Source organism: Streptomyces coeruleofuscus (assembly GCF_039532725.1).
Taxonomy (GTDB): Bacteria; Actinomycetota; Actinomycetes; order Streptomycetales; family Streptomycetaceae; genus Streptomyces; species Streptomyces coeruleofuscus.
The window spans coordinates 379,154-400,078 of sequence record NZ_BAAASE010000005.1; the positions used below are offsets into that span (position 1 = coordinate 379,154).

At 72.1% G+C, this 20,925-nt stretch carries 19 protein-coding genes; 12 read left to right on the forward strand and 7 right to left on the reverse strand.

Going from position 1 to position 20,925, the window contains the following annotated elements:
- Positions 1 to 64: 64 nt before the first annotated feature.
- The 5 genes from ABFX81_RS21265 to ABFX81_RS21285 all read left to right on the forward strand — a co-directional run bounded on the left by ABFX81_RS21265 (position 65) and on the right by ABFX81_RS21285 (position 4,043).
- Entirely contained in the window at positions 65 to 625 is a 561-nt protein-coding gene (locus tag ABFX81_RS21265; protein WP_086848706.1) for a DUF5134 domain-containing protein, read from the forward strand.
- Positions 626 to 725: 100 nt separating this feature from the next.
- A complete protein-coding gene (locus ABFX81_RS21270) occupies positions 726 to 1,661 on the forward strand; it encodes a M48 family metalloprotease (RefSeq protein WP_086848698.1) in 936 nt (311 codons plus the stop codon).
- Between the two features lie 148 nt (positions 1,662 to 1,809).
- Entirely contained in the window at positions 1,810 to 2,502 is a 693-nt protein-coding gene (locus ABFX81_RS21275) for a phosphatase PAP2 family protein (RefSeq protein ID WP_086848696.1), read from the forward strand.
- Positions 2,503 to 2,511: 9 nt separating this feature from the next.
- A complete protein-coding gene (locus ABFX81_RS21280; RefSeq protein ID WP_086848693.1) occupies positions 2,512 to 3,201 on the forward strand; it encodes an HAD-IA family hydrolase in 690 nt (229 codons plus the stop codon).
- A 155-nt stretch (positions 3,202 to 3,356) separates the two neighbouring features.
- Positions 3,357 to 4,043, forward strand: a complete 687-nt coding sequence (locus ABFX81_RS21285; RefSeq protein WP_086848691.1) for a TetR family transcriptional regulator — start codon at positions 3,357 to 3,359, stop codon at positions 4,041 to 4,043.
- Here ABFX81_RS21285 and ABFX81_RS21290 read toward each other — a convergent pair.
- A complete protein-coding gene (locus tag ABFX81_RS21290; protein ID WP_086848688.1) occupies positions 4,031 to 5,533 on the reverse strand; it encodes an LVIVD repeat-containing protein in 1,503 nt (500 codons plus the stop codon). The two genes, ABFX81_RS21285 and ABFX81_RS21290, sit on opposite strands and share 13 nt — an antisense overlap.
- Before the next feature lie 190 nt (positions 5,534 to 5,723).
- Between ABFX81_RS21290 and ABFX81_RS21295 the strand changes: the two genes are divergently transcribed.
- Entirely contained in the window at positions 5,724 to 6,377 is a 654-nt protein-coding gene (locus ABFX81_RS21295) for a DUF305 domain-containing protein (RefSeq protein WP_086848686.1), read from the forward strand.
- 40 nt (positions 6,378 to 6,417) lie between these two features.
- On the opposite strand, the gene ABFX81_RS21300 is transcribed toward ABFX81_RS21295, so the two are convergent.
- Positions 6,418 to 6,882: a DUF6214 family protein gene (locus ABFX81_RS21300; RefSeq protein WP_086848684.1), complete on the reverse strand. Its 465-nt coding sequence runs from the start codon at positions 6,880 to 6,882 to the stop codon at positions 6,418 to 6,420.
- A gap of 208 nt (positions 6,883 to 7,090) precedes the next feature.
- Here ABFX81_RS21300 and ABFX81_RS21305 point away from each other — a divergent pair, with 208 nt between their 5' ends.
- Positions 7,091 to 8,434, forward strand: a complete 1,344-nt coding sequence (locus ABFX81_RS21305) for an FAD-dependent oxidoreductase (protein ID WP_086848682.1) — start codon at positions 7,091 to 7,093, stop codon at positions 8,432 to 8,434.
- Here ABFX81_RS21305 and ABFX81_RS21310 read toward each other — a convergent pair.
- Positions 8,431 to 8,778: an ArsR/SmtB family transcription factor gene (locus ABFX81_RS21310; RefSeq protein ID WP_086848680.1), complete on the reverse strand. Its 348-nt coding sequence runs from the start codon at positions 8,776 to 8,778 to the stop codon at positions 8,431 to 8,433. The two genes, ABFX81_RS21305 and ABFX81_RS21310, sit on opposite strands and share 4 nt — an antisense overlap.
- A gap of 118 nt (positions 8,779 to 8,896) precedes the next feature.
- On the opposite strand from ABFX81_RS21310, the gene ABFX81_RS21315 reads away from it, so the two are divergent.
- Complete coding sequence (locus ABFX81_RS21315) at positions 8,897 to 9,976, forward strand: oxidoreductase (RefSeq protein ID WP_086848704.1); 1,080 nt, start codon at positions 8,897 to 8,899, stop codon at positions 9,974 to 9,976.
- 35 nt (positions 9,977 to 10,011) lie between these two features.
- Here ABFX81_RS21315 and ABFX81_RS21320 read toward each other — a convergent pair whose 3' ends face one another.
- Entirely contained in the window at positions 10,012 to 11,319 is a 1,308-nt protein-coding gene (locus ABFX81_RS21320; RefSeq protein ID WP_346138486.1) for an extracellular catalytic domain type 1 short-chain-length polyhydroxyalkanoate depolymerase, read from the reverse strand.
- Positions 11,320 to 11,416: 97 nt separating this feature from the next.
- Entirely contained in the window at positions 11,417 to 12,499 is a 1,083-nt protein-coding gene (locus ABFX81_RS21325) for a glycoside hydrolase family 62 protein (protein ID WP_346138487.1), read from the reverse strand.
- 381 nt (positions 12,500 to 12,880) lie between these two features.
- Here ABFX81_RS21325 and ABFX81_RS21330 point away from each other — a divergent pair, with 381 nt between their 5' ends.
- Both ABFX81_RS21330 and ABFX81_RS21335 read left to right on the forward strand, forming a co-directional pair.
- Positions 12,881 to 13,861, forward strand: a complete 981-nt coding sequence (locus ABFX81_RS21330) for a pectate lyase family protein (protein ID WP_086848676.1) — start codon at positions 12,881 to 12,883, stop codon at positions 13,859 to 13,861.
- Positions 13,862 to 13,933: 72 nt separating this feature from the next.
- The gene (locus ABFX81_RS21335; RefSeq protein WP_346138488.1) at positions 13,934 to 14,722 is read left to right on the forward strand and encodes a pectate lyase; all 789 of its coding nucleotides are present in this window, start codon (positions 13,934 to 13,936) and stop codon (positions 14,720 to 14,722) included.
- Between the two features lie 91 nt (positions 14,723 to 14,813).
- Here ABFX81_RS21335 and ABFX81_RS21340 read toward each other — a convergent pair whose 3' ends face one another.
- Positions 14,814 to 15,572, reverse strand: a complete 759-nt coding sequence (locus ABFX81_RS21340) for a PaaX family transcriptional regulator C-terminal domain-containing protein (RefSeq protein WP_346138489.1) — start codon at positions 15,570 to 15,572, stop codon at positions 14,814 to 14,816.
- A gap of 75 nt (positions 15,573 to 15,647) precedes the next feature.
- Between ABFX81_RS21340 and ABFX81_RS21345 the strand changes: the two genes are divergently transcribed.
- On the forward strand, positions 15,648 to 17,315 hold the full coding sequence (locus ABFX81_RS21345; protein WP_346138490.1) for an acyl-CoA dehydrogenase family protein: 1,668 nt from the start codon (positions 15,648 to 15,650) through the stop codon (positions 17,313 to 17,315).
- A 141-nt stretch (positions 17,316 to 17,456) separates the two neighbouring features.
- Positions 17,457 to 19,610 carry a HEAT repeat domain-containing protein gene (locus ABFX81_RS21350; RefSeq protein ID WP_346138491.1) on the forward strand — a complete coding sequence of 718 codons (2,154 nt, stop codon included), beginning with the start codon at positions 17,457 to 17,459 and terminating at the stop codon, positions 19,608 to 19,610.
- A 686-nt stretch (positions 19,611 to 20,296) separates the two neighbouring features.
- Here ABFX81_RS21350 and ABFX81_RS21355 read toward each other — a convergent pair.
- On the reverse strand, positions 20,297 to 20,881 hold the full coding sequence (locus ABFX81_RS21355; RefSeq protein ID WP_086855559.1) for an Rv1733c family protein: 585 nt from the start codon (positions 20,879 to 20,881) through the stop codon (positions 20,297 to 20,299).
- Positions 20,882 to 20,925 lie beyond the last annotated feature (44 nt).

Genomic DNA, 20,925 nt, shown 5'->3' on the forward strand with positions numbered 1-20,925 from the left:
CCGCATGGCCCGGGCATCGATGCACCGACTGCCGAGTTGACCGACCGTGGAGCGGGAGGTGCGCGTGCACGGACCGGCTTCGTCCGGCTGGCTGCTGGTGGCGCTCTGCGCGGTGACCGGCGCCTATTGCCTGGTGCGGATGCGCAGCGGCGCCGGGGAGGAGCGCGGCGCCGCGGGCGGGGAGGCGCTGATGGGCTTCGGGATGGCCGCGATGGCCGTGCCGGCGGCGGTGTTCACTCCCCCCTCATGGGCCTGGCCCGTGTACGCGGTGGTGTTCGGGGCGGCCGCGGTCCCTGCGCTGTGGGCGGCGAGGTCCGGCGCGCACCACCTCCACCACCTGGTGGGGGCCGGGGCCATGGTCTACATGTCGGTCGTCATGGCCGGCGCTCCCGCACACGCGCACGGACAGGGGGGATCGGGGGTCCCGCTCCTGACGGGTGCGCTGCTGCTCTACTTCGCCGGATACGTGCTGCTGACCGGCGTCCGGCTGGTGCCGGTGGCCGCCGTGGCGGGAAGCGGGGCCGGGGGCGGCGGATCCGCCGGGTGGGGCGACCGGCCGGAGCTGGCGCGGGCCTGCCGGCTGTCCATGGGGATCTCGATGGTGGCGATGCTGCTGACGCTGTGAGCGGGACGGTCCCGGTACGCCCGTACGGATTCGTTGCCTGCGTCACTTCGGCGCCACAAGTCGTACCCCTGAGCGGTGCGTCACTCATAGGCTGCGCCTCATGATGCTCCCCGCGGCACTGTTGCTGCTCGGCGCCCTGATCGCAGTGGTCGCTCCCCGGCTGCTCGCCCGTGCGGACTGGCCGGATCGTGAGCCTGTGGTGGCGCTGTGGGTGTGGCAGTGCGTGGTGGCGGCCGTGCTCGTGTGCTGTGCCCTGGCGATGACGCTCAGCGCGGCGGCGGCCTGGCACGCGGTCGGCGGGCATGTTTTCGCAACGGCGCCGAGCGCGGTCGTCGAGGCCTACGCCCTCGGTACGGCGGGCCCCTGGGCGGCGGCCATGGCCGTGGCGCTGGCCAGCGGCGGGCTGTGGAGCGCGGCGATGCTGGTCCGCGAGATCGGCGGGGCACGCGCCCGGGGCCGCCGCCGGCGTGCCGATCTGCTGGTCAGGGCGCCGCTGATGCCGGGCGAGGTGGCCGTGTCAGGCCGGCTCGTCGTCCTGGAGAGCGAGCAGCCCGACGCCTGGTGGCAGCCCGGCACTCCGCCGCAACTGGTCGTCACCACGGCCGCGTTGCGCCGGCTGAAGGGCCGGCAGCTGGACGCCGTGCTCGCCCACGAGCAGGGGCACGCGCGGGCCCGGCACGACTGGCTGCTGAACTGCTCCTCCGCACTGGCGGGCGGCTTTCCGCAGGTGCCGGTGTTCGCCGCGTTCCGCGACGAGATGCACCGCCTGGTCGAACTCGCCGCCGACGACACGGCGTCCCGCCGCTTCGGCCGCCTGACCACGGCCCTGGCCCTGGTCGAACTCAACGAGCACCGCGGTGTGTTCGGCCCCTGCCCGACCCCGCAGGCACACGTCCCGGCACGGGTGCACCGGCTGCTCACTCCCCCGGACCGTCTGCCCCCGGCACGCCGGCTGCGGCTGACGGCGGCGGCCGCACTGGTGCCCGTGGTCCCGGTGCTGGTGGCGTTCGGACCGGGGCTGCGGGCGCTGGGATAGCCGGGACCCATGGCCTCGGGCGCCGGTGGCGTCCGCGCCGATTTCGTGGGCACAGAAGGGGCCTCAGCGTGGCCGAAGTATGCGGTTCGGTGTCCGAAGATCGTCGACGTACTGGATCCGGAGGCCCCGGTTCGGCGAGGATCGCATCATGAACGCCCCGTCCGTCGACTCCCCGCCCCGCCCGCAGCACCGCACCGCCGCCCGGTCGGCCGGCGTCCTGGCGCTGTGTTCCGTTCTGCTGCTGACCCTCGTCGCGGCCAGATGGAGTCCGTTGATCAGTGCGGACGGGGACATCTCCGCCACCACGCACCGCTGGGCGGTCGAGGAATCAGGCGTCACCCAGGCGTTCCGCATCCTCACGGACTGGGTGTGGGACCCGTGGACCATGCGACTGCTGTGCGCGGTCGTCGTCGTATGGCTGCTGGTGCGCTTGGCGGCGCGCTGGACGGCGTTGTGGCTGGCGCTGGCGGTCACACTGGGCACGCTGTTCCAGCAGGCCCTCAAGGCGCTGGTGGACCGTCCCCGCCCGGTCTGGCCCGACCCCGTCGACTCGGCCCACTACGCGGCCTTCCCATCGGGCCACGCCATGACCGCCACGGTCGTGTGCGGCCTCTTCCTGTGGCTCCTGCGCCGTCACGGCGTCGGCCGTGCCGTGTGGCGTACGGCCGTGACCGTGGCCGTCGTGTCCGTGGTCGGCGTGGGCCTGACCCGTGTCTGGCTGGGCGTCCACTGGCCGTCGGACGTGGTGGGCGGCTGGCTGCTGGGCGCGACCGTGGTGGCCCTGGCCGTGTGGACGCACGAGCACCGGCAGCCGCGCACCCGCCCGGACAGCGCCTCGTAGGATCGCCCCATGACGGCTGTGCTGTTCGACTTCTCCGGAACGCTGTTCCGTGTCGAGTCCACCGAATCCTGGCTGCGCGGCGTCGTCGCCGACGCGGGAGTCCCCTTCACCGAGGCGGAGTTGACCGCCGCCGTGCGTGCGCTGGAGGCAGCGGGGGCGCTGCCCGGCGGTGGTGCTCCCGCACGGGTGCCGGCCGAACTCGCCGACTCCTGGATGATCCGGGACCAGAGCGCGGCACTGCACCGGGCCGCCTACACCGGCCTCTCCCGCCAGGTCACGCTGCCCGACCCGGCGTTGCACGACGCGCTCTACGACCGCCATATGACACCCGCGGCATGGACCCCGTACCCGGACGCCGTGGAGGTGCTCCGCACCCTGCGGGAGCGGGGCGTCCCCGTAGGCGTGGTCAGCAACATCGGCTGGGACCCGCGCCCGGTGTTCCGCGAATACGGCCTGGACCGCTACATCGACGTGTACGTCCTGTCGTACGAGCACGGCATCCAGAAGCCCGACCCGCGGCTGTTCGCCGCCGCCTGCGAGGCGCTCGGCGCCGATCCGCGCCGGACGCTCATGGTCGGCGACGACCGCAGGGCGGACGGCGGGGCCGCCGCACTGGGATGCGGGGTGCACTTCGTGGACCACCTGCCGGTGACCGACCGGCCGGACGGGCTGCGGCCGGTCCTGGACCTGGTGAGCTGAGGCCACCACCAGGTCACCTGGTCATCTGCTCGCCCGCCTCGGACGATCCCCCGTGTCGCCCGAGGCAGACGGCATCCCCGGCCATGACCGCGCGGTCTTGGCCGGACCTCTCCGAGTATAGTTGGCTGGCAGCCAGTCAACGCAGGAGTTTCAGCATGTCCCCGCGCAGCGCCTCGGTCAATGAAGAGTTGCGGAGGCGTTCCAAGGAGCGGCTTCTCCAAGCGGCGGTCGAACTGGTCGGCGAGCGCGGCTTCGAGGCCACGACGCTCGGCGACATCGCCGACCGGGCGGGCTCGGCCCGCGGACTGGTCTCCTACTACTTCCCGGGAAAGCGCCAGCTCGTGCAGTCCGCCGTGCACCGGCTCATGCACCGTACGCTGGAGGAGGCGCTGGAGCGCGAGCCGCGTACCGAGGACGGCCGGGAGCGGATGGCGCGGGCCATCGACGCGATCCTGGGCCTGGCCAGGGACCGGCCCGTGCTGATGCGCCAGCACATGGCCGGGCTGTTGCAGGCCGAGGGCTTCGTGCCCTGCCCGGAACAGCGGCGCCTGGCCGAACTGCTGCGGGACACCGTCTCCCGGCACGGCTCGCGGGACGTCGACAGCGACTATCCGATGCTGCGGGCCCTGCTGATGGGGGCCGTGTACGCCGCCCTGGTGCCGGGGGTGCCGATGCCGGTCCCGGTGCTGCGTGCCGAGTTGTTCGCGCGCTACCGGCTCGACTGGGAGCTGGGTGTCCCGCCGGAGACCGGAGCCTCCGGCGGGAGGGGTGACAGGGATCTGTCGCGGTTCTTCGCGACCGGAGCCGCACCGGAGTGCGACCCGCCGGGTCAGTCGAAGTAGTCCGGCTGTGTCTGCGCGTTGAACTCACGCAGGTGGACCCACCGTGCCGGGTCCGTGCGCCGGTCCTTGATCTTCAGGACGTCGAAGCCCTTGGTGATCTCGTTGGAGTAGATGTAGCCGTTGTAGTAGTACGCCGACCACGAACCGCCGAAGGTCAGTTGCTCGGTACTGGCCGGGCCGCGCTCGAAGTAGGCGATCTCCCTGGGCTTCGACGAGTCGGTGAAGTCCCAGACGGAGACACCCCCCTGGTACCAGGCCTGGACCATCAGGTCCCTGCCCTTCACCGGGATCAGCGAGCCGTTGTGGGCCACGCAGTTCTCGGTGTCCGCCTGGTGGCGGGAGATCTTGAAGTAGGTGCGGAAGACGAGCTTGCGCTTGTCGCCCTTGCCGACGATGTCGTAGATGCCGTCGGCACCGCGGTTCGGGCCGGTCGCCTCGTTGCAGGTGGGCGCGGGGCCCCCGCCCAGCTCGTCGGTGAACACGACCTTGTTCGCCTTCTGGTTGAAGGTCGCCGAGTGCCAGAAGGCGAAGTTGACGTTGTCCTGCACCCGGTCGATGACCTTCGGACGCTCAGGGTCCTTGACGGAGAACAGGATGCCGTCCCCCATGCAGGCGCCCGCGGCCAGGTCCGCCGAGGGCAGCACGGTGATGTCGTGGCAGCCGGTGGTCTTGGAGACGCCCGGGTTGGTGGGCCCGCCCGGGTTGCCGCCGCCGTCCGGGCCCTCGCCGGGGAACAGCACCGGGAAGCCCACGACCGCCGCCTTCTCGGGGGCGTTGCGCGGCACCTTGATGACGGAGATGCCGTCGTGCGGCGGCTGGCAGTCCGGGTAGGTGGCGTTCGGCGAGTACGAGGAGACGTACACGTAGACGTTCCGCCGCTCGGGCACCAGCGTGTGGGTGTGCGAGCCGCACGCGGTCTCGACGGCGGCGACGTACCTCGGGTTCCGCTTGTCGCTGATGTCGAAGACCTTCATGCCCTCCCACGAGGACTTCTCGGTCGCCGGCTGCGTGGTGCTGCTGCAACTGCTGTCGCTGCGTGAGGAGTCGGTGGACAGGAACAGCAGGTTGCCGGAGACGGAGATGTCGTTCTGAGAGCCCGGGCACAGCACCTGGGCGACCGTCTTCGGCGCCTTCGGGTTGCCGATGTCGAAGATGCGGAAGCCGTCGTAGTTGCCGGCGAAGGCGTACCTGCCCTGGAAGGCCAGGTCCGTGTTGGTGCCGGCCAGCACGTCCTTGGGGATGTTGGCGACGTGCTCGATGTTCGCGGAGTGGACGATCTCGTCCTGGCCGGGTATCTCGCCGTTCTCGATGGCCTCGCGCGCCTCGGCCTGCGCGCTCTTGGAGACCTCCTTCGGCTTGGGCGGGACGTCCCCCGGGTCGGGGGTGGCCCCTGCCGGCGCCGCCACGAGGAGCGCGGCCAGCACTCCGCCGGCGATCGCGCCGGCTCCCAGGCGTCTGCGGCGTGTTCTGCGGTCGTTTAACAGGATCACTGCTTTTCCTCCCTGGTGCCGTTCACTGCGGAACGGTTCACGCACCACGCAGTATCGTCCTCGCCATGCACATACCAACAGGCGGCAACAGGATCTTAAAGAAGTCGCTCGGTCAATGACCCGCGAGCATGCCCGAATGGCCGTAAGTATCACCAGGTGTCCACCAACACGCCTGCCACAGGAGGTCGTTGTGCCCTTCCGCCGCGCGTCTCGTACGTCCGTCGTCATGACGGGGCTGGTCGCCCTGGCCGCTCTCACGGCCGGGGGTTGCGACTCCGGTCCGGACCGGAAACCGGCCGCCGCGGACAGACCCGCCGTGATCGCCCCGGGCAAGCCCGGCGAGGAGAACCGCACCCTGTCCGCCGAGGAAGCCGCCGACCAGCACTCGGAGAACGACTCTCCCAACTCGGCGGACGTCTCCTATGCCCGCATGATGATCGAGCACCACGCCCAGGCCCTCGTGATGACCGAACTCGCCCCGGAGCGCGCCGAGTCGGCGAAGGTGAAACGGATCGCCGCCCGGATCGCCGCCGCCCAGAAGCCGGAGATCGAGGCCATGAAGGGCTGGCTGAAATCGTACGGAAAGCCGCTGAAGGCCGAGCGGCACGAGCACGCCACGATGCCCGGGATGGCGACCGCGGCACAGCTGGACAAGCTCCGCGCGGCTGACGGGAAGGCGTTCGATCAGCTCTTCCTGACGCTGATGACGACCCATCACCAGGGCGCGATCACCATGGCCACGGACGCGAAGGGGCAGGGCAACAACATCCGGATCGAGGAGATGGCCGACGAGGTGATCGCCCAGCAGACGAGCGAGATCTCGCGCATGCGGGACATGCTCTAGGCGTGCTGATCGGTCCCGGTCGAACGCCGGGCCGGACCCCTCAGCGCCGGGCGCGGCGCGGGGTCAGGAGTCCGGCGTCCCGGGCCTGGCCGATCAGCCTGAGGGTTTTGCGGCGACTGTGTCCGGTCGCGCACATCACGGCGAGGACGGGATCGGTACCGTCCTGCTGTGCCGCGCGGTACTCCTGCGCCACCAGCCGCCGCCCCTCCGCACCGCTCGGCCAGACCGGCCGGGCGCGCCGCCCCTGGCCTCCGCCGTCCTCCGGAGCCATTCCGGCACCGGCGCAGCACGCCTCGGCCAGCGAGTCCTCGATCCAGTCGGCGAGCACCGCGAGGTCGTCGAGGGACAGCGCGGGCTGCGCGCGTACGTCCTCGACGCCGACGCGTCCCCCGGCCACGACGGCCAGTGCGTCGACGTGGGCGCCGTCCGCGAAGGCCAGCCGGACGTCGAACCACCGCGTGGCGTCCTCGTTCTCCCGCACCTCCCACGCGGGCTGCACTGACACGGCGCCGTCCGTCGGAGAGCGATCAGAAAGATTAAGGAAGGATGCTTCCAGCACACACAGAACGTAACCGAATGATCACATTCCCTATAGATCGGACACGCCCCCCGAGCGGAGCACAGCACCCTGTCAGCGGAGCCCGGCCGGTGCGATGCTGGAGGCATCAGCACCTCCTGCGATCCCTCGGGATCCCCGGGTAAGGAGTTCCGCCGTGCTGCGAGTCGCCGTCGTAGGCTCCGGGCCGAGCGGGTGCTACACCGCCCAGAGCCTCGTCCAGCAGGACCCCGAGGTGCGCGTCGACGTCCTGGACCGGCTGCCGTGCCCGTACGGCCTGGTCCGGTACGGCGTGGCTCCGGACCACGAGAAGATCAAGTCGCTCCAGAACAACCTCCGCACGATCCTGGAGCACGACCGGGTCCGGTTCGTCGGAGGCGTGCAGGCCGGCCCCGGCGGGGTGCCGGCCGCCCGGCTGCGGGAGCTCTACCACGCGGTGGTGTACTGCGTGGGCGCCGCGACCGACCGGCATCTGGGCATCCCCGGGGAGGACCTGCCGGGCAGCTGGTCGGCGACGCAGTTCGTGTCCTGGTACAGCGCCCACCCGGACGCCGTGGACGCCGGATTCCTGCGGGACGCCCGGTCGGCCGTGGTGATCGGCGTGGGGAACGTCGCCGTGGACGTCACCCGGATGCTGGCCCGCGGCCTGGCCGAGCTCAGCCCGACCGACATGCCACAGGCGGCCCTGACGACACTGGCGGCGAGCCGGGTGACCGAGATCCACATGGTGGGCCGGCGCGGCCCGTCCCAGGCCCGCTTCACCACCAAGGAGCTGCGCGAACTGGGCAGCCTGCCCGAGACCGACGTCGTCGTGGACCCGGCGGAGCTGGCCCTGGACCCCGGGTACACCGACCCGTCCGCACTGCCCGCCGCGCAGCGCCGCAATGTGGAGGTGCTGCGCGGCTGGTCCGAGACTCCGCCGAGCGGCGCCCCGCGCCGGATCCGGCTGCGCTTCTTCCTCCGCCCGGCCGAACTGCTCGCCGGGGAGGGCCACGTGGGTGCGGTGCGCTTCGAGCGGACGGCACCGGACGGGCGCGGCGGCGTGACGGGCACCGGCCGGTTCGAGGACGTCGAGGCACAGTTGGTGCTGCGCTCGGTGGGCTATCGCGGAGTGCCGCTGGAAGGGCTGCCCTTCGACCCGGACAGCGGCACGGTGCCGAACCTGGCCGGGCGTGTCCTGCGCGAGGGCGTCGTCACACCCGGCGAATACGTGGCCGGCTGGATCAAGCGGGGCCCGACGGGCGTCATCGGCTCGAACCGCCCCTGCGCGAAGGAGACGGCCACGTCCCTGCTGGAGGACGCCCCGGCCCTCGCCCGGAAGAACGTCGCGGAGGACCCGGTCACGGCACTGCGCGCGGAGGGGGCCGACCCGGTCGAGTGGACGGGCTGGCAGTCGATCGAGCAGGCGGAGGCGGTGCTGGGGGCCTCGCTCGGCAGGAACGTGGTGAAGCTCCCCGACTGGCAGTCCCTCATGACCGCCGCGCACGGTGACGCGCTCTAGCCACCACGGACAGCCTGCCGGCCCGCGGCATCGAGCAGGGCATCCATGAGCCCCGGGAACAGCTCGTCCAGATCGTCCCGCCGCAGCCCGTTCATCTTGGCCGTCCCTCGGTACACCTGCCGGATCACCCCGCTCTCGCGCAGCACCCGGAAGTGATGCGTGGTCGTGGACTTCGTGACGGGCAGGTCGAAGTGCGAACAGGACAACTCCCCGCTGGCCGCGGCGAGCTCCCGCACGATCCGCAGCCGCATCGGGTCCGAGAGCGCATGCAGCACACCCTCCAGCCGGATCTCGTCGCGCACGGGATGCGGCAGGTCGCGACTGCTGACGGCGGGAGAGGTCACGGCGGCTCCACTTCCTTCGGGGATCCCATAGTACGAGAGCCCTCGTAGTTTGGCATCCACCGTACTACGATGCCTATCGTACGAGTCGATATCGGCCCCGTGACGAATGGAGTCCGCCGTGACCGCGCTCTTCGAGCCCTGCACCCTGCGCGATGTGACGATCCCGAACCGCGTGTGGATGCCCCCGATGTGCCAGTACTCGGCCGCACCGGAGGGCCCGGAGACCGGCGCCCCCAACGACTGGCACTTCGCGCACTACGCCGCCCGCGCCACCGGCGGCACGGGCCTGATCATCGTCGAGGCCACAGCGGTGTCCCCGGAGGGGCGCATCTCGCCGTACGACCTCGGCATCTGGAACGACACCCAGGTCGAGGCGTTCCGGCGCATCACCAGCTTCCTCGCCGCACAGGGCACGGTGCCGGCGATCCAACTGGCCCACGCCGGGCGCAAGGCATCGACGGACCGCCCCTGGAAGGGCGGCGCCCCGGTCGGCCCGGACGCCCACGGCTGGGAATCCGTGGCGCCGAGCCCGATCGCCTTCGACGACCGGCACCCCGTCCCGGCCGAGCTGACCGCCGATCAGATCAAGGACATCGTCGGGCAGTTCGCCGCCGCGGCCCGCCGCGCGCTCGCCGCCGGTTTCGAGATCGCCGAGATCCACGGCGCCCACGGCTACCTGATCAACGAGTTCCTCTCCCCGCACTCCAACCACCGCACCGACGCCTACGGCGGCTCGTACGAGAACCGCACCCGTTTCGCGCTCGAAGTCGTCGACGCCGTACGGGAGGTGTGGCCGCAGGACAAGCCGCTGTTCTTCCGCGTCTCGGCGACCGAATGGCTCGACGAGGGCGGCTGGACCGCGGACGACACCGTCCGCTTCGCCGCCGACCTGCGGGCCCACGGAGTCGACCTGCTGGACGTCTCCTCCGGTGGCAACGCCTCCGGCGTGCGCATCCCCACGGGCCCCGGCTACCAGGTGCCCTTCGCCGCCCGGGTGAAGCAGGAGACGACGCTGCCGGTCGCCGCGGTCGGGCTGATCACCGATGTCGAGCAGGCCGAGAAGATCCTGGCCAACGGCGAGGCCGACGCGGTCCTGCTGGGCCGCGAGCTGCTGCGCAACCCTTCGTGGGCCCGGCTCGCGGCGCGGGAACTCGGCGGTGAGGTGCGGGTGCCGGACCAGTACCACCGGTCGGTCTGAGCCGGCACCCGAGCCGCGAGGCAAGGCGCCCCACGTCAACCGGTCGCGCACGCCGTCCCGTTGAGCGTGAACGCGGCCGGGGCGGCGCTGTTGCCGCCGTGAGTGGCCTGGTAGCCGATGCTCACGCTCGCGCCCGGCGCGATGGTGCCGTTGTAGGACACGTTGGCCGCGGTCACCGACCCGGAGGAGGGCGTGTACGTGGCACCCCAGCCGCCCGTGACCGTCTGCCCGGCGGGGAGCGTGAAGCCGAGTTTCCAGCCGTTGACCGGCGTCGTACCGGTGTTGGTGATGGTCACGGAGGCGGTCAGGCCGGTGTTCCAGGCGTTCACCGTGGCCGTCACCTTGCAGGCGCCGGGCTGGGGCTGGGGGCCCGGGCCCGACTTGTCGAGGCCGAAGAAGGTGAGCACGCGGGATGCCATGCCGTGGGCGTACAGGTTGTGGCCGACGCCCTGGAGGCTGATCGCCTCAACGGGCGCCTGGTCACCCGTGCCGCCGTAGCGGGTGCGGGTCCAGCCGGACTGGGGCGTGTCGGTGGCGGCCGGCGTCTGGCTCACACCCTGTACGTTCGTCCACTGTTTGATCTGCTCGCCGAAGTTGGGGTAGCGCAGGACGTCGTCCTCGGTGCCGTGCCAGATCTGCATCCGCGGACGGGGGCCGCCGTAGCCGGGGTACGCGTTCCGGACGAGGTCGCCCCACTCCTTCGGGGTGTGCGTGACCGTGCCGCCCGAGCAGTTGCTGTTCCACTCGGAGCCGTCGGTGGTGGCGAAGCAGGCGAACGGCACACCGGAGAAGGCGGCGCCCGCCGCGAACACGTCGGGGTAGTCGCCGAGCAGGACGTTCGTCATCATCGCGCCGGAGGAGATGCCGGTGGCGAACACCCGGCCGGTGTCGGCGTCGTAGGTGCGGGTCACCCAGTCGATCATCGACTTGATGCCGACCGGGTCGCTCCCGCCGCCGCGGCGCAGTGCCTGGGGCGAGGAGACGTCGAAGCACTTGCTGCTGCGCGTGACGGACGGGTAGAGCACGATGAACCCGTACTGGTCGGCCAGGGTGTCGTACTCGGTGCCGTTGTACATGTCCGGGCCCGAGCCGGTGCACCAGTGCACGGCGACCACGACCGCCGGGTTCGGCGTGACGCTCTCCGGCACGTACAGGTACATCCGCAGGTTGCTGGGGTTCGTACCGAAGTTCGTGACCTCGGTGAGGGTCGCGGTGGGTACGGCCTTCTCGCGGGCGGAATCACGGGCGTTCTCGCGGGCGGCGGCCGCTGGTGCGGTGAGCACGGTGGCCGCGAGCAACGGCAGCAGCGCGGCGAGGAGCGTGGCGAGGAGTGCGGCGGGCATCGACCGCAGCGGTCTCCTCGTCGTGGGGTGCGGGGTGGCAGGCACGTCCGGGTCCCTTCGGTTGTGAGGCGCGGCTCGCAGGACGTCGTACGGCGGTTCAGCAGGTGGAGTTGGTCTGGGTCAGGAGGGCCAGCCGCCAGGGCAGCCGGTAGTACTCGCCGCCGGCGGCCGGGTCCATCCCCTGGTAGAGGAACTGGAGGCGGCACGGGTCGATCGTGAGGGTCTGGTCGACGCCGGCGCGGATCATCTCGCCGTGGCTGAAATCCCTGGTCCAGGCAGGTTGTCCGGCCTGGAAATCGACGTTGGACGAGCGGGCGAAGGGGTTCGCCTCGGTGTCGGCCAGCGGTTTCCACGTGCCGCCCGGGCTGTCGGCGGTCCAAGCCCGGAAGTAGCGCCGCCAGTCGGATCCGGTCGCGAGCGCCTCGACGAGCATGAGGTAGCCGCCGCCGTCGCCGAGCCGGTAGACGTTGCCCGCCTCGAAGAGGTCGAAGCGGTTGGGTTCGGACAGCACGATGGCGGTGTCGCGGAAGCCGTTCGGGAACTCGGCGGGGGTGGTGCGCGAGCGGTACTGGTGGCCGTTGCCGTCCGAGAAGAACAGGTAACAGTCCGTCCGGTCGCAGATCGTCCAGAAGTCCAGCCAGGTGCCGTCGCCCTTGTTCTCGGTCACGATGGGCGGCTCACCGCCGAAGAAATTCCGCGGCGCGCTCCAACTGAGCGGGTCCGAGGGGTCCTTGGTCGTGGAGTAGGACGGCGGTCCGGTCTGGTGGACCATGTACCAGGTCTGCTGGGGCGCGAAGTAGAAGACCTGGGGCGCCGCCGCGTACCGGCCGCCGATGTCCGGGTTGGCGTCGAGGAACGTCTGGGGAGCCGAGGCGGACTCGGACCACCGGGCGAAGCTCGTGTACCCGAGGCTCCAGCGCCCGGCGGTGTCGGCGGTCGTGAAGTAGACGTGCCAGCGGTCCCGGTACCGGAACACCGTCGGATCCTTGACCGAGAGGATCGGGTGGCCGGCGTCCGGTTTCGGGCTGATGAGCGGGCCGCTCGAAGACCATGTGAACCGTCCTGGCAAGGAGCCCTCGCGGCCGGGCTGCTGCGTGCCCGCGACCGCCGGTCCCGGCGCCAGGGTCAGGACACCGACGGCCGACAGCATGAACACGAGTCCGCTGGCGAACGTACGCATGCGCGGAGTCCTCATCGACCCGCCCTCTCCTGAAGGGAAGCGTCCGATCGGCATGGTGGCATGGACATGGCCGCCATGGAAGCGCTCCCACACCACTTCCCGCGACGTCGGCGCTCCGACCAGGTCCGGCCGAATGTGTTCTGCGCGAGGCGTTGACTAGAAAGCGCTTGCCCCCTACGTTCCGTTCAGCAGTGTGACCCGGTAGCGCCTCCGCCAAGGCGCCCGCCGGAGCCTGCCAGGTCCAGGGATGTGCACCCCTGAGCCGTGGCAAGGCTTCCGGAGCAGTCGCACGCAGCGCGCGCGGTGAACAACATGGCGAACGTCATTCATGTACATGACCGACCTGGCACCATGAAGGCACCACGAAGGGACGCACCCCACATGCGTACTCAACCCCCACCTGCACGTGTCCGCAGAACCACCCTGGCGCTCGCCGCCGCATCCGCCCTGGCGACCGTGCCGGTCCTGGCCGTTCCCCAGCCGGCCGGGGCCGCCGAGACCTCTCCGGTCGGGTTCGGCGCGGGGACGACCGGCGGCGGCAGCGCCTCGGCGGTCACCGTCTCCACGCTGAGCGCCTTCAAGACGGCCGTGACCGGAAACTCGGCCAAGGTCGTCCGGGTCAACGGCCTGATCTCGCTGAGCGGTCAGGTCGACGTCGGGTCCAACACGACCGTCCTGGGCGTGGGTTCCGCATCCGGCTTCACCGGCGGCGGACTCCGACTGAAGAAGGTCTCGAACGTCGTCATCCGCAATCTCGACATCAGCAAGCCGGTGGCGCCCGCCGACGGCATCACCGTCGAGTCGTCCAGCAAGGTCTGGATCGACCACAACTCATTCTCGGCCGACCGCGACCACGACAAGGACCACTACGACGGTCTGCTGGACGTCAACCACGGCGCGGACAACGTCACGGTGTCCTGGAACACCTTCAAGAACCACTTCAAGGGCTCGCTCGTCGGCCACAGCGACAACAACGCGAGTGAGGACACCGGCAAGCTGAAGGTGACGTACCACCACAACCACTTCGCCAACGTGTACTCGCGCATCCCCAGTCTGCGCTTCGGCACCGGGCACTTCTACAACAACTACGTAGAGGGCGCCGACACGGCCTGCCACTCGCGCATGGGCGCCCAGATGCTGGTCGAGAACAACGTCTTCCGCTCGACGAAGGTCGCGGTCACCACGAACCGCAGCAGCGACGTCGACGGATACGCCAACCTGCGTGGAAACGACCTCGGTGGAGCCGCCACCGAGATCTCGCGGGTCGGCACCTTCACCAGCCCGCCGTACGCCTACACGGCGGAGCCGGCCTCGTCCGTCGTCGCCTCGGTGACGTCGGGTGCGGGCGCCGGAAAGCTCTGACACCCCGTCCGCCCGGACACCCCTTCCGCTCGGACACCCCTCATCCGCTCAGACGACAGAAGGAATCGGGACATGACTTCTGCGACACGTCCGCGCGCCCGCAGGCGCGCGCTGACCGGCGCGCTGGCCACCCTCGGCCTGTCGGTTGGCATGATCATGACCACCAACGCGCCGACGGCGAGCGCCGCCACCTGGCCGACCCCCAACGGCAGCCAGGGGACCTCCTCCACCATCTCCGTGTCGGGCACCAAGGACTACGGGATGAAGCGGTTCTACGGCACCGGAGCCCTGGCCGGTGACGGCCAGGAGGAGGGCCAGGACCCGATCTTCAAGCTCGCCGACGGCGCGGTGCTGAAGAACGTCATCCTCGGCGCCCCCGCGGCCGACGGCATCCACTGCCAGGGCAGCTGCACGCTCCAGAACGTCTGGTGGGAGGACGTCGGCGAGGACGCCGCCACCTTCCGCGGCGGCACCGGCGCCACGTACCACGTGATCGGCGGCGGCGCGAAGAAGGCGGCGGACAAGGTCTTCCAGCACAACGGCGGCGGCACCCTGAACATCTCCAACTTCGCGGTGCAGGAGTTCAAGACGCTCTACCGCTCCTGCGGCGACTGCTCCACGCAGTACACCCGCAAGGTCAACCTCAACACCATCGACGTGACCGGCACGGGCTCCACCGCCCGGCTCGTCGGCATCAACGTCAACCGCAACGACGTGGCGACGCTGCGCGGCATCACGATCCGCAACGACGCCGGCCGGAAGGTCGTCCCCTGCCAGAAGTACAACAACAACACCGCCGTGGGGACAGGGCCCGACAGCACGAACTGCCTCTACTCCACCTCGGACATCACCTACAGGTAGTCCCTGAGGCAGTATCCCGGACAGACAGTCCCCCCACGGTGAAGACGGCCGTGCGAAGCGTCCTGGCGGGCGCTTCGCACGGCCGTCCGCGTCATGCGCCCCGCACCCGCGCACGCACCTCGCCGATCAACTCCCGCTGGTAGTCGGTGTAGGCGGCGCGCAGCTCGGCTCCCGGCCAGTCGGCCGGCAGGAGTCCGGGCGGCAGGACGGGGTCGGCCAGCAGGTGCCGCACGACGGCGGCGAAGACGGTCAGGCGGTCGGCCGGGCGGGGTGTCCGGGCGATGTGGGCGAGCAGCGCGCGAGCCGTGGCGGACCAGGCGTCCAGCGGCCACAGGCTCCGGGCCAGGTCGCGGGCGGGCCGGTCGGGGCGGGCCGTGTAGTGCTGGGCCACCCGGTCCAGGTCGCCGGGGAGGGCGCGGGCCAGGTTGGCGGGGCGGAGCCAGACACCCTCGCGGAGTTCGGCGAGCCGGAGGGCGGTCAGCCGGGCCCGAAGGTCGGCGCGTTCGGCGGGGCCGCGTCCCGTCGCGGTGATCACGACCATCTCCCAGTCGCCGTTCCAAGCGCGCGTGCGCGGGTGCACGGCGTCGTCCTGGCGGCGCTGGCGATCCAGCAGCCGGTCGCTGAGGCGGTAGCCGGTGTCCGTGCGCCGCAGATCGCCGGCGGCCACCATCCGGCTGAGCGCCGCCCGCAGCGTGGAGCCGCCGACGCCGAAGCCCTCCACGAGCCGCACGAGCTCCCGGACCGGCAGTTCGGGGGGATGCGTTCCGAGCAGCAGGCTCAGCACGACCGACCGCGCGGACAGCGGCCGCAGATCGAGCGCGCCGGGCCGCGCCGGGACGTTCATCGGCATGGTCACGTACTGTACGCGGCGGAATTCCGTGTTGCAGGATTGCTGCGGCCGCAGAAGGAGTGCAACACTCGACGTATGGTCTCGACACTCGACGAACAGCGGGCGTACGGCGGATCCGCCACGCACGACGTCACGAACCAGGCCCCGCCACTGACCCCGTACGACGCCTCCGAGGACACGGCCCTGCTGGAGGGGCTGCGGCGGGAGGGCGCCGGGTGGGCGGAGGAGGACCTGCGGCGGCTCGGCAGGCAGGCCGGCAGCGTCCAGGCACAGGAGTGGGCCGACCTGGCCCATCGCCATCAGCCGGAGCTGCAGACGCACGACCGGTACGGCAACCGCGTCGACGAGGTCGAGTTCCACCCGAGCTGGCACCACCTGATGCGCACCGCGATCGCCGAGGGACTGGCCGCGTCGCCCTGGGCGGACGACCGGGCGGGCGCCCATGTCGCCCGGACCGCGGGCGGACTGGTGTGGGGCCACACGGAGGCCGGGCACGGCTGCCCGACGTCGATGACCTACGCGGCCGTCCCCGCGCTGCGCAGGCAGCCGGAGCTGGCGAAGGTCTACGAACCGCTGCTGACGAGCCGGGAGTACGAGCCCGGACTGCGGGTGCCCACGGAGAAGCGTGGCCTGCTGGCTGGCATGGGGATGACCGAGAAGCAGGGCGGCTCCGACGTCCGGACGAACACCACGACGGCCACGCCCACGTCGGAACCCGGGGTGTACACCCTGCGCGGGCACAAGTGGTTCACGTCGGCGCCGATGTGCGACGTGTTCCTGGTGCTGGCGCAGGCCCCGGGCGGCCTGTCCTGCTTCCTGGTGCCGCGCGTGCTGCCCGACGGCACCCGCAACACCTTCCGCATCCAGCGGCTGAAGGAGAAGCTGGGCAACCGGTCCAACGCCTCCTCCGAGCCCGAGTTCGACGGGACCGTCGCCTGGCTGGTCGGCCCCGAGGGGCAGGGCGTGAAGACCATCATCGAGATGGTCAACTGCACGCGGCTGGACTGCGTGATGATGTCGGCCGCGCTGATGCGCAAGTCGCTCGTCGAGGCCGGGCACCACGCGCGGCACCGCAGCGCGTTCGGCGCACGGCTGGTGGACCAGCCGCTGATGCGCAACGTTCTGGCCGATCTCGCGCTGGAGTCCGAGGCCGCCACGACCCTCACCCTGCGGCTGGCCGGGGCGGCCGACCGGGCGATCCGCGGGGACGCCCAGGAGACCGCCTTCCGCCGCATCGCCACCGCCGTCGGCAAGTACTGGGTGACCAAGCGGGGTCCGGCCTTCACCGCGGAGGCGCTGGAGTGCCTCGGCGGCAACGGCTACGTGGAGGACTCGGGCATGCCCCGGCACTACCGCGAGGCTCCCCTGCTGTCCATCTGGGAGGGCTCGGGGAACGTCAACGCACTCGACGTGCTGCGGGCGCTGAGCCGTGAACCGGGCACGGTCGAGGCCCTGTTCGGCGAGTTCGCCCGTGCCCGGGGGGCGGACGCGCGGCTGGACGCCGCCGTGGCGCGGCTCAGGAACCGGCTGTCCGGGGCCTCGCAGACGACGGCCCGCCGTCTCGTGGAGGAGATGGCTCTGACGCTCCAGGCCTCCCTCCTCGTCCGGTACGCCCCGCCGGCGGTCGCCGACGCGTTCTGCGCGACCCGGCTCGGGGGTGACTGGGGGTACGCGTTCGGGACGCTGCCGGAGGGGGCGGACCTCGACGCGATCGTGGACCGCGCGCTGCCCGGCGGGAACTGAGCGGCCCTCCCCCGGCGGCGACCGAGCCACTGTCGGCCAACGGGCACACGGTTCGCGGACAGTCACCTCCCGATTCCGCTTCGTTGTCAGTGCCGTGGTGCAGACTCCCCGTCAGTTGGCACTTCGCCTGGGGAGGACAACGTGTTCAGGGGGATGGACGAGGTCGACTGGGCCTCGCTGCGGCATGCCTACGGCAGCGCGGAGGACGTGCCCGGACTGCTCCGGGGGCTGGCCTCCGCCGACCAGGCCGAGCGGGAGACCGCGCTCGACCGGATGTACGGCGCCGTGCACCACCAGGGAGGCGTGTACGACTCGACGCTCGCCTGTGTTCCGTTTCTCCTCGCGCTCGCCGTCCGTGAGGAGGTGCGGGACCGGGCGGGGGTGGTGGAGCTCCTTGTCAGCATCGGAGGGGCCGATGGGAGTGGGGGTGGGGCCGGCGGGGACGGGGGCGGCCCCGACGAGGGCGGGGGCGGGTCCGATGGGGGCGGGGGTGGGTCCGATGGGGGCGGGGGCGGGTCCGATGGGGGCGGGGAAGGTGGGTCCGGCGATCTCGCCGGGAAGGCCCGTGCCGCCCTGCGCGCGGGTGCCGATGTCTTCGTACTGCTGGCCGGGGACGCGGACGCCGGAGTGCGCCAGGTGGCCCCGGCGGGGCTCGTGCGGTTCCTCGACCGGCCGGCTCGTGTGCTCGCCCTGTTACGGGAGCGGATCACCGTGGAGCGGGACGAAGGGGTCCTGCTCGCCCTGACCGAGAGCCTCGGCCTGTTCGCACGGCGGTACCTGCCGGCCGGTGACTGCCACGCCGCGGAGGCGGTGGGCCTGCTGGCGGCGCTGAGCGGGCCGCCTTACGGACCGGGGCTGCGCCTCGCCGCGCTCGGCCAGCTGGCGCAGTGCGCCCCGGAGTTGCTTCCCGCGGATCTCGTACCGGCGGTGGTCCGGCTGCTCCGGGACCGGTCCGGGCAGCGCGGCTGCGAGAGACTCGCGCAGGACGGTCCCGGCGCGGACACGCTCGCCGGGCGGCTGCGGCGCCTTCGCCCCTCTGACGAGGAGGGCTCCCGGCTGCTGCGGACCCTGCACTCCGCGCTCGGCGGCCGGGTGGCCGACCGGGTCGCCCTGCTGTGCGGGCAGTTGACCAGTCCGGATCCCCTCGACCGGTGCAACGCCGTGTGGATGTCGGCCGGGCTGTTCCGCGAGTGGCGTACGGACGTGGTGGAGCCGGTCGCCCTCATAGGTGCCCAACTGGGCGCCGAGGAGGGCCGGTTGCACGACGCGGCGGTCGGCGTCCTGGTGGAGCTCTTCGAACTGGCCCTGCCTGCCGCGGACCACCTCCACGCCCTGGTGACCCGCCGTCCCGAGCTTCGCGTACGTCACGGGGAGCGGGGGGCGCCGACGCTGGGCGGCCCGCTCAAGGCACTGGCCAGAGCCGGGGACGCGCGGGCCACGCCGGTGCTGGCCGAGGTGCTGGCAGGCCCGGTCGTACCGCACGACCTCGGGCTGGTGATACCCCATCTGGGCCGCGCTGCCGCGCCGCTCGCCCCCGCCCTGCGGCGACACCTCGCCCGCGTTCCGCTCGACGGCCCCGACACGCATGAGCGGGCCGTCCCGCTCCTGTCCGCACTCACGGCACTGGGTGACGCCGAGTCCGTGCCGTCGGTGCTGCGCCTGCTGCGTGGCATGCCGGACGGGCTGCGGCTGCGCGACGCCGTCACGGAGGCGGCGGTCCGTGCCCTGGGGGCGGTGGGCAGCGCCGCGCACGAGGCCATACCGGATCTGCGCGGGCTGCTGGAGACCGACTGCGGCGTCGCGGCCGGGGACGCGCTGTGGTCGGTCACGGGTGAGGCGGATGCCGTCGTGCCCGTACTGCTCCGCGAGCTGACGGACGGCGGGAGGGGTCGGCATCGACCGGCGGCGGCCGCCGATGTGCTCGGACGACTGGGACCGGCGGCCCGTGCGGCCCTGCCCGCACTGCGCCGGATGACCGGCTCCGGCGAAGCGTCGGAACGGGCAGCGGCGGCCTGCGCGGTGTGGCGGATCACCGGGGAGCCGGAACAGGAGCAGGTCCTTCCCGTCCTCCGTACCGCATGGGCGGAGCACCCGCACACCCGCACGGCGATCGCCGGGTGCGTGGCAGCACTGGGTCCCACGGGAGCTCCCCTGCACGACCTGCTGCGAGCGGAGCTCACGTCCTCCCGACGGCATCGGGCCGACTCCGGCGGCTGCGACAGCCACGGCATCCATGAGGACGAGGGGCTGTTGCGCATGTGTCGGGGGGCTCTGAGCCGGGAGGGTGGTGGGTAGAGCGGGCGGGATGGAACGGGTCCGACCCCGTCCGGGTAGGCGGGCCTGCCTTGTCCGGCGGGACCGGCCGGGCCCGCCGGACAGGGACCGCCCGCCCTCGGCGGTCTTGCCCCCCCGCCCCCACCGGGCCGAGACCGCCCCGCCCCCATCGGACCGCGACCAGCCGCCCCCGCCGGACGGGGACCGTCCCCGCCCCATCGACAGCGGCCGACCGCGCCCATCAGACGGGGACCAGTGGCCCTCGGCGGCTGGGACCGCCCTGCCCCGCCGGACTGCGACCAGCCGCCCGCACCGGACGGGGACCGTCCCCTCCCCATCGGACCGCGACCAGCCGCGCCCATCAGACGGGGACCAGCGGCCCTCGGCAGCCTTGGACTCCCCTGCCCTGCCGGACAGTGACCAGCCGCCCCCGCCAGACCGACCACCCCGCCGGACTGCGACCGGCCGCGCCCGTCGGACAGGGACCGCCCGCCCCGCCGGACTGCGACCGCCCCGCCTCATGGGACCGCGACCAGCCGCGCCCATCAGACGGGGACCAGCGGCCCTCGGCGGCCTTGGCCCCCCCGCCCTGCGGACAGCGACCAGCCACCCCGCCGGACCGAGACCACCCCGCCCCGCCGGACGGTGACGGCCGCGCCCATCCGATCGCGACCAGCGTTCCACCGGACCGGGACCAGCCCCTCCGGTCACCCCGTCGTGCGTCCCCACATCGGGCCGAAGCGTGACCACTCGGTGTCCCACTGGTCCATGCGGCGGCGTTCCAGGCGGCGGCGTACCGCGCGGCCGGCGGCGAGTGGTGCGAGCGCCGCGCAGACGCCCGCCACGCCGCCGATGAGCGAGGCGCGCACGCGGGCCTGGGACTCGGTGACGGGGCGGGTCACCTGGCGGCCCTCGCGGTCCGTCCACACGGTGATCGGCGAACCGGCCTGGCTGCCCGCCAGGACCCGCACCTGGCCGGACTGCGGGGACCCGTCCGCGGCGGTCCACCGTGCCTCCGCCCAGACGTGTTCGGCACGGGAGACGTCGCCGCTCTCGGAGGCCGTCCCGGGAGCCCGCTCGGCGAGCCGGGCCACGAGGGGGCGCCATTCGACGCGCTCGCGGGCCAGCCCGTCCTCCACGGACCGGCTCACCGTCAGGCCGGCGAGCACCCCGACGAACACGGTGAGCATCCACACGCCCAGCACGACCCAGGCCTCCACCCTGTCGGCGCGCCGTTTGAGCGGATTGCGCCGCCAGCGCCACAGCCACACCTTCGGACCACGTAACGCCATCGAAGGCTCCTCCTCACGAGCGCATGACCATCCCGCCGCCCTCC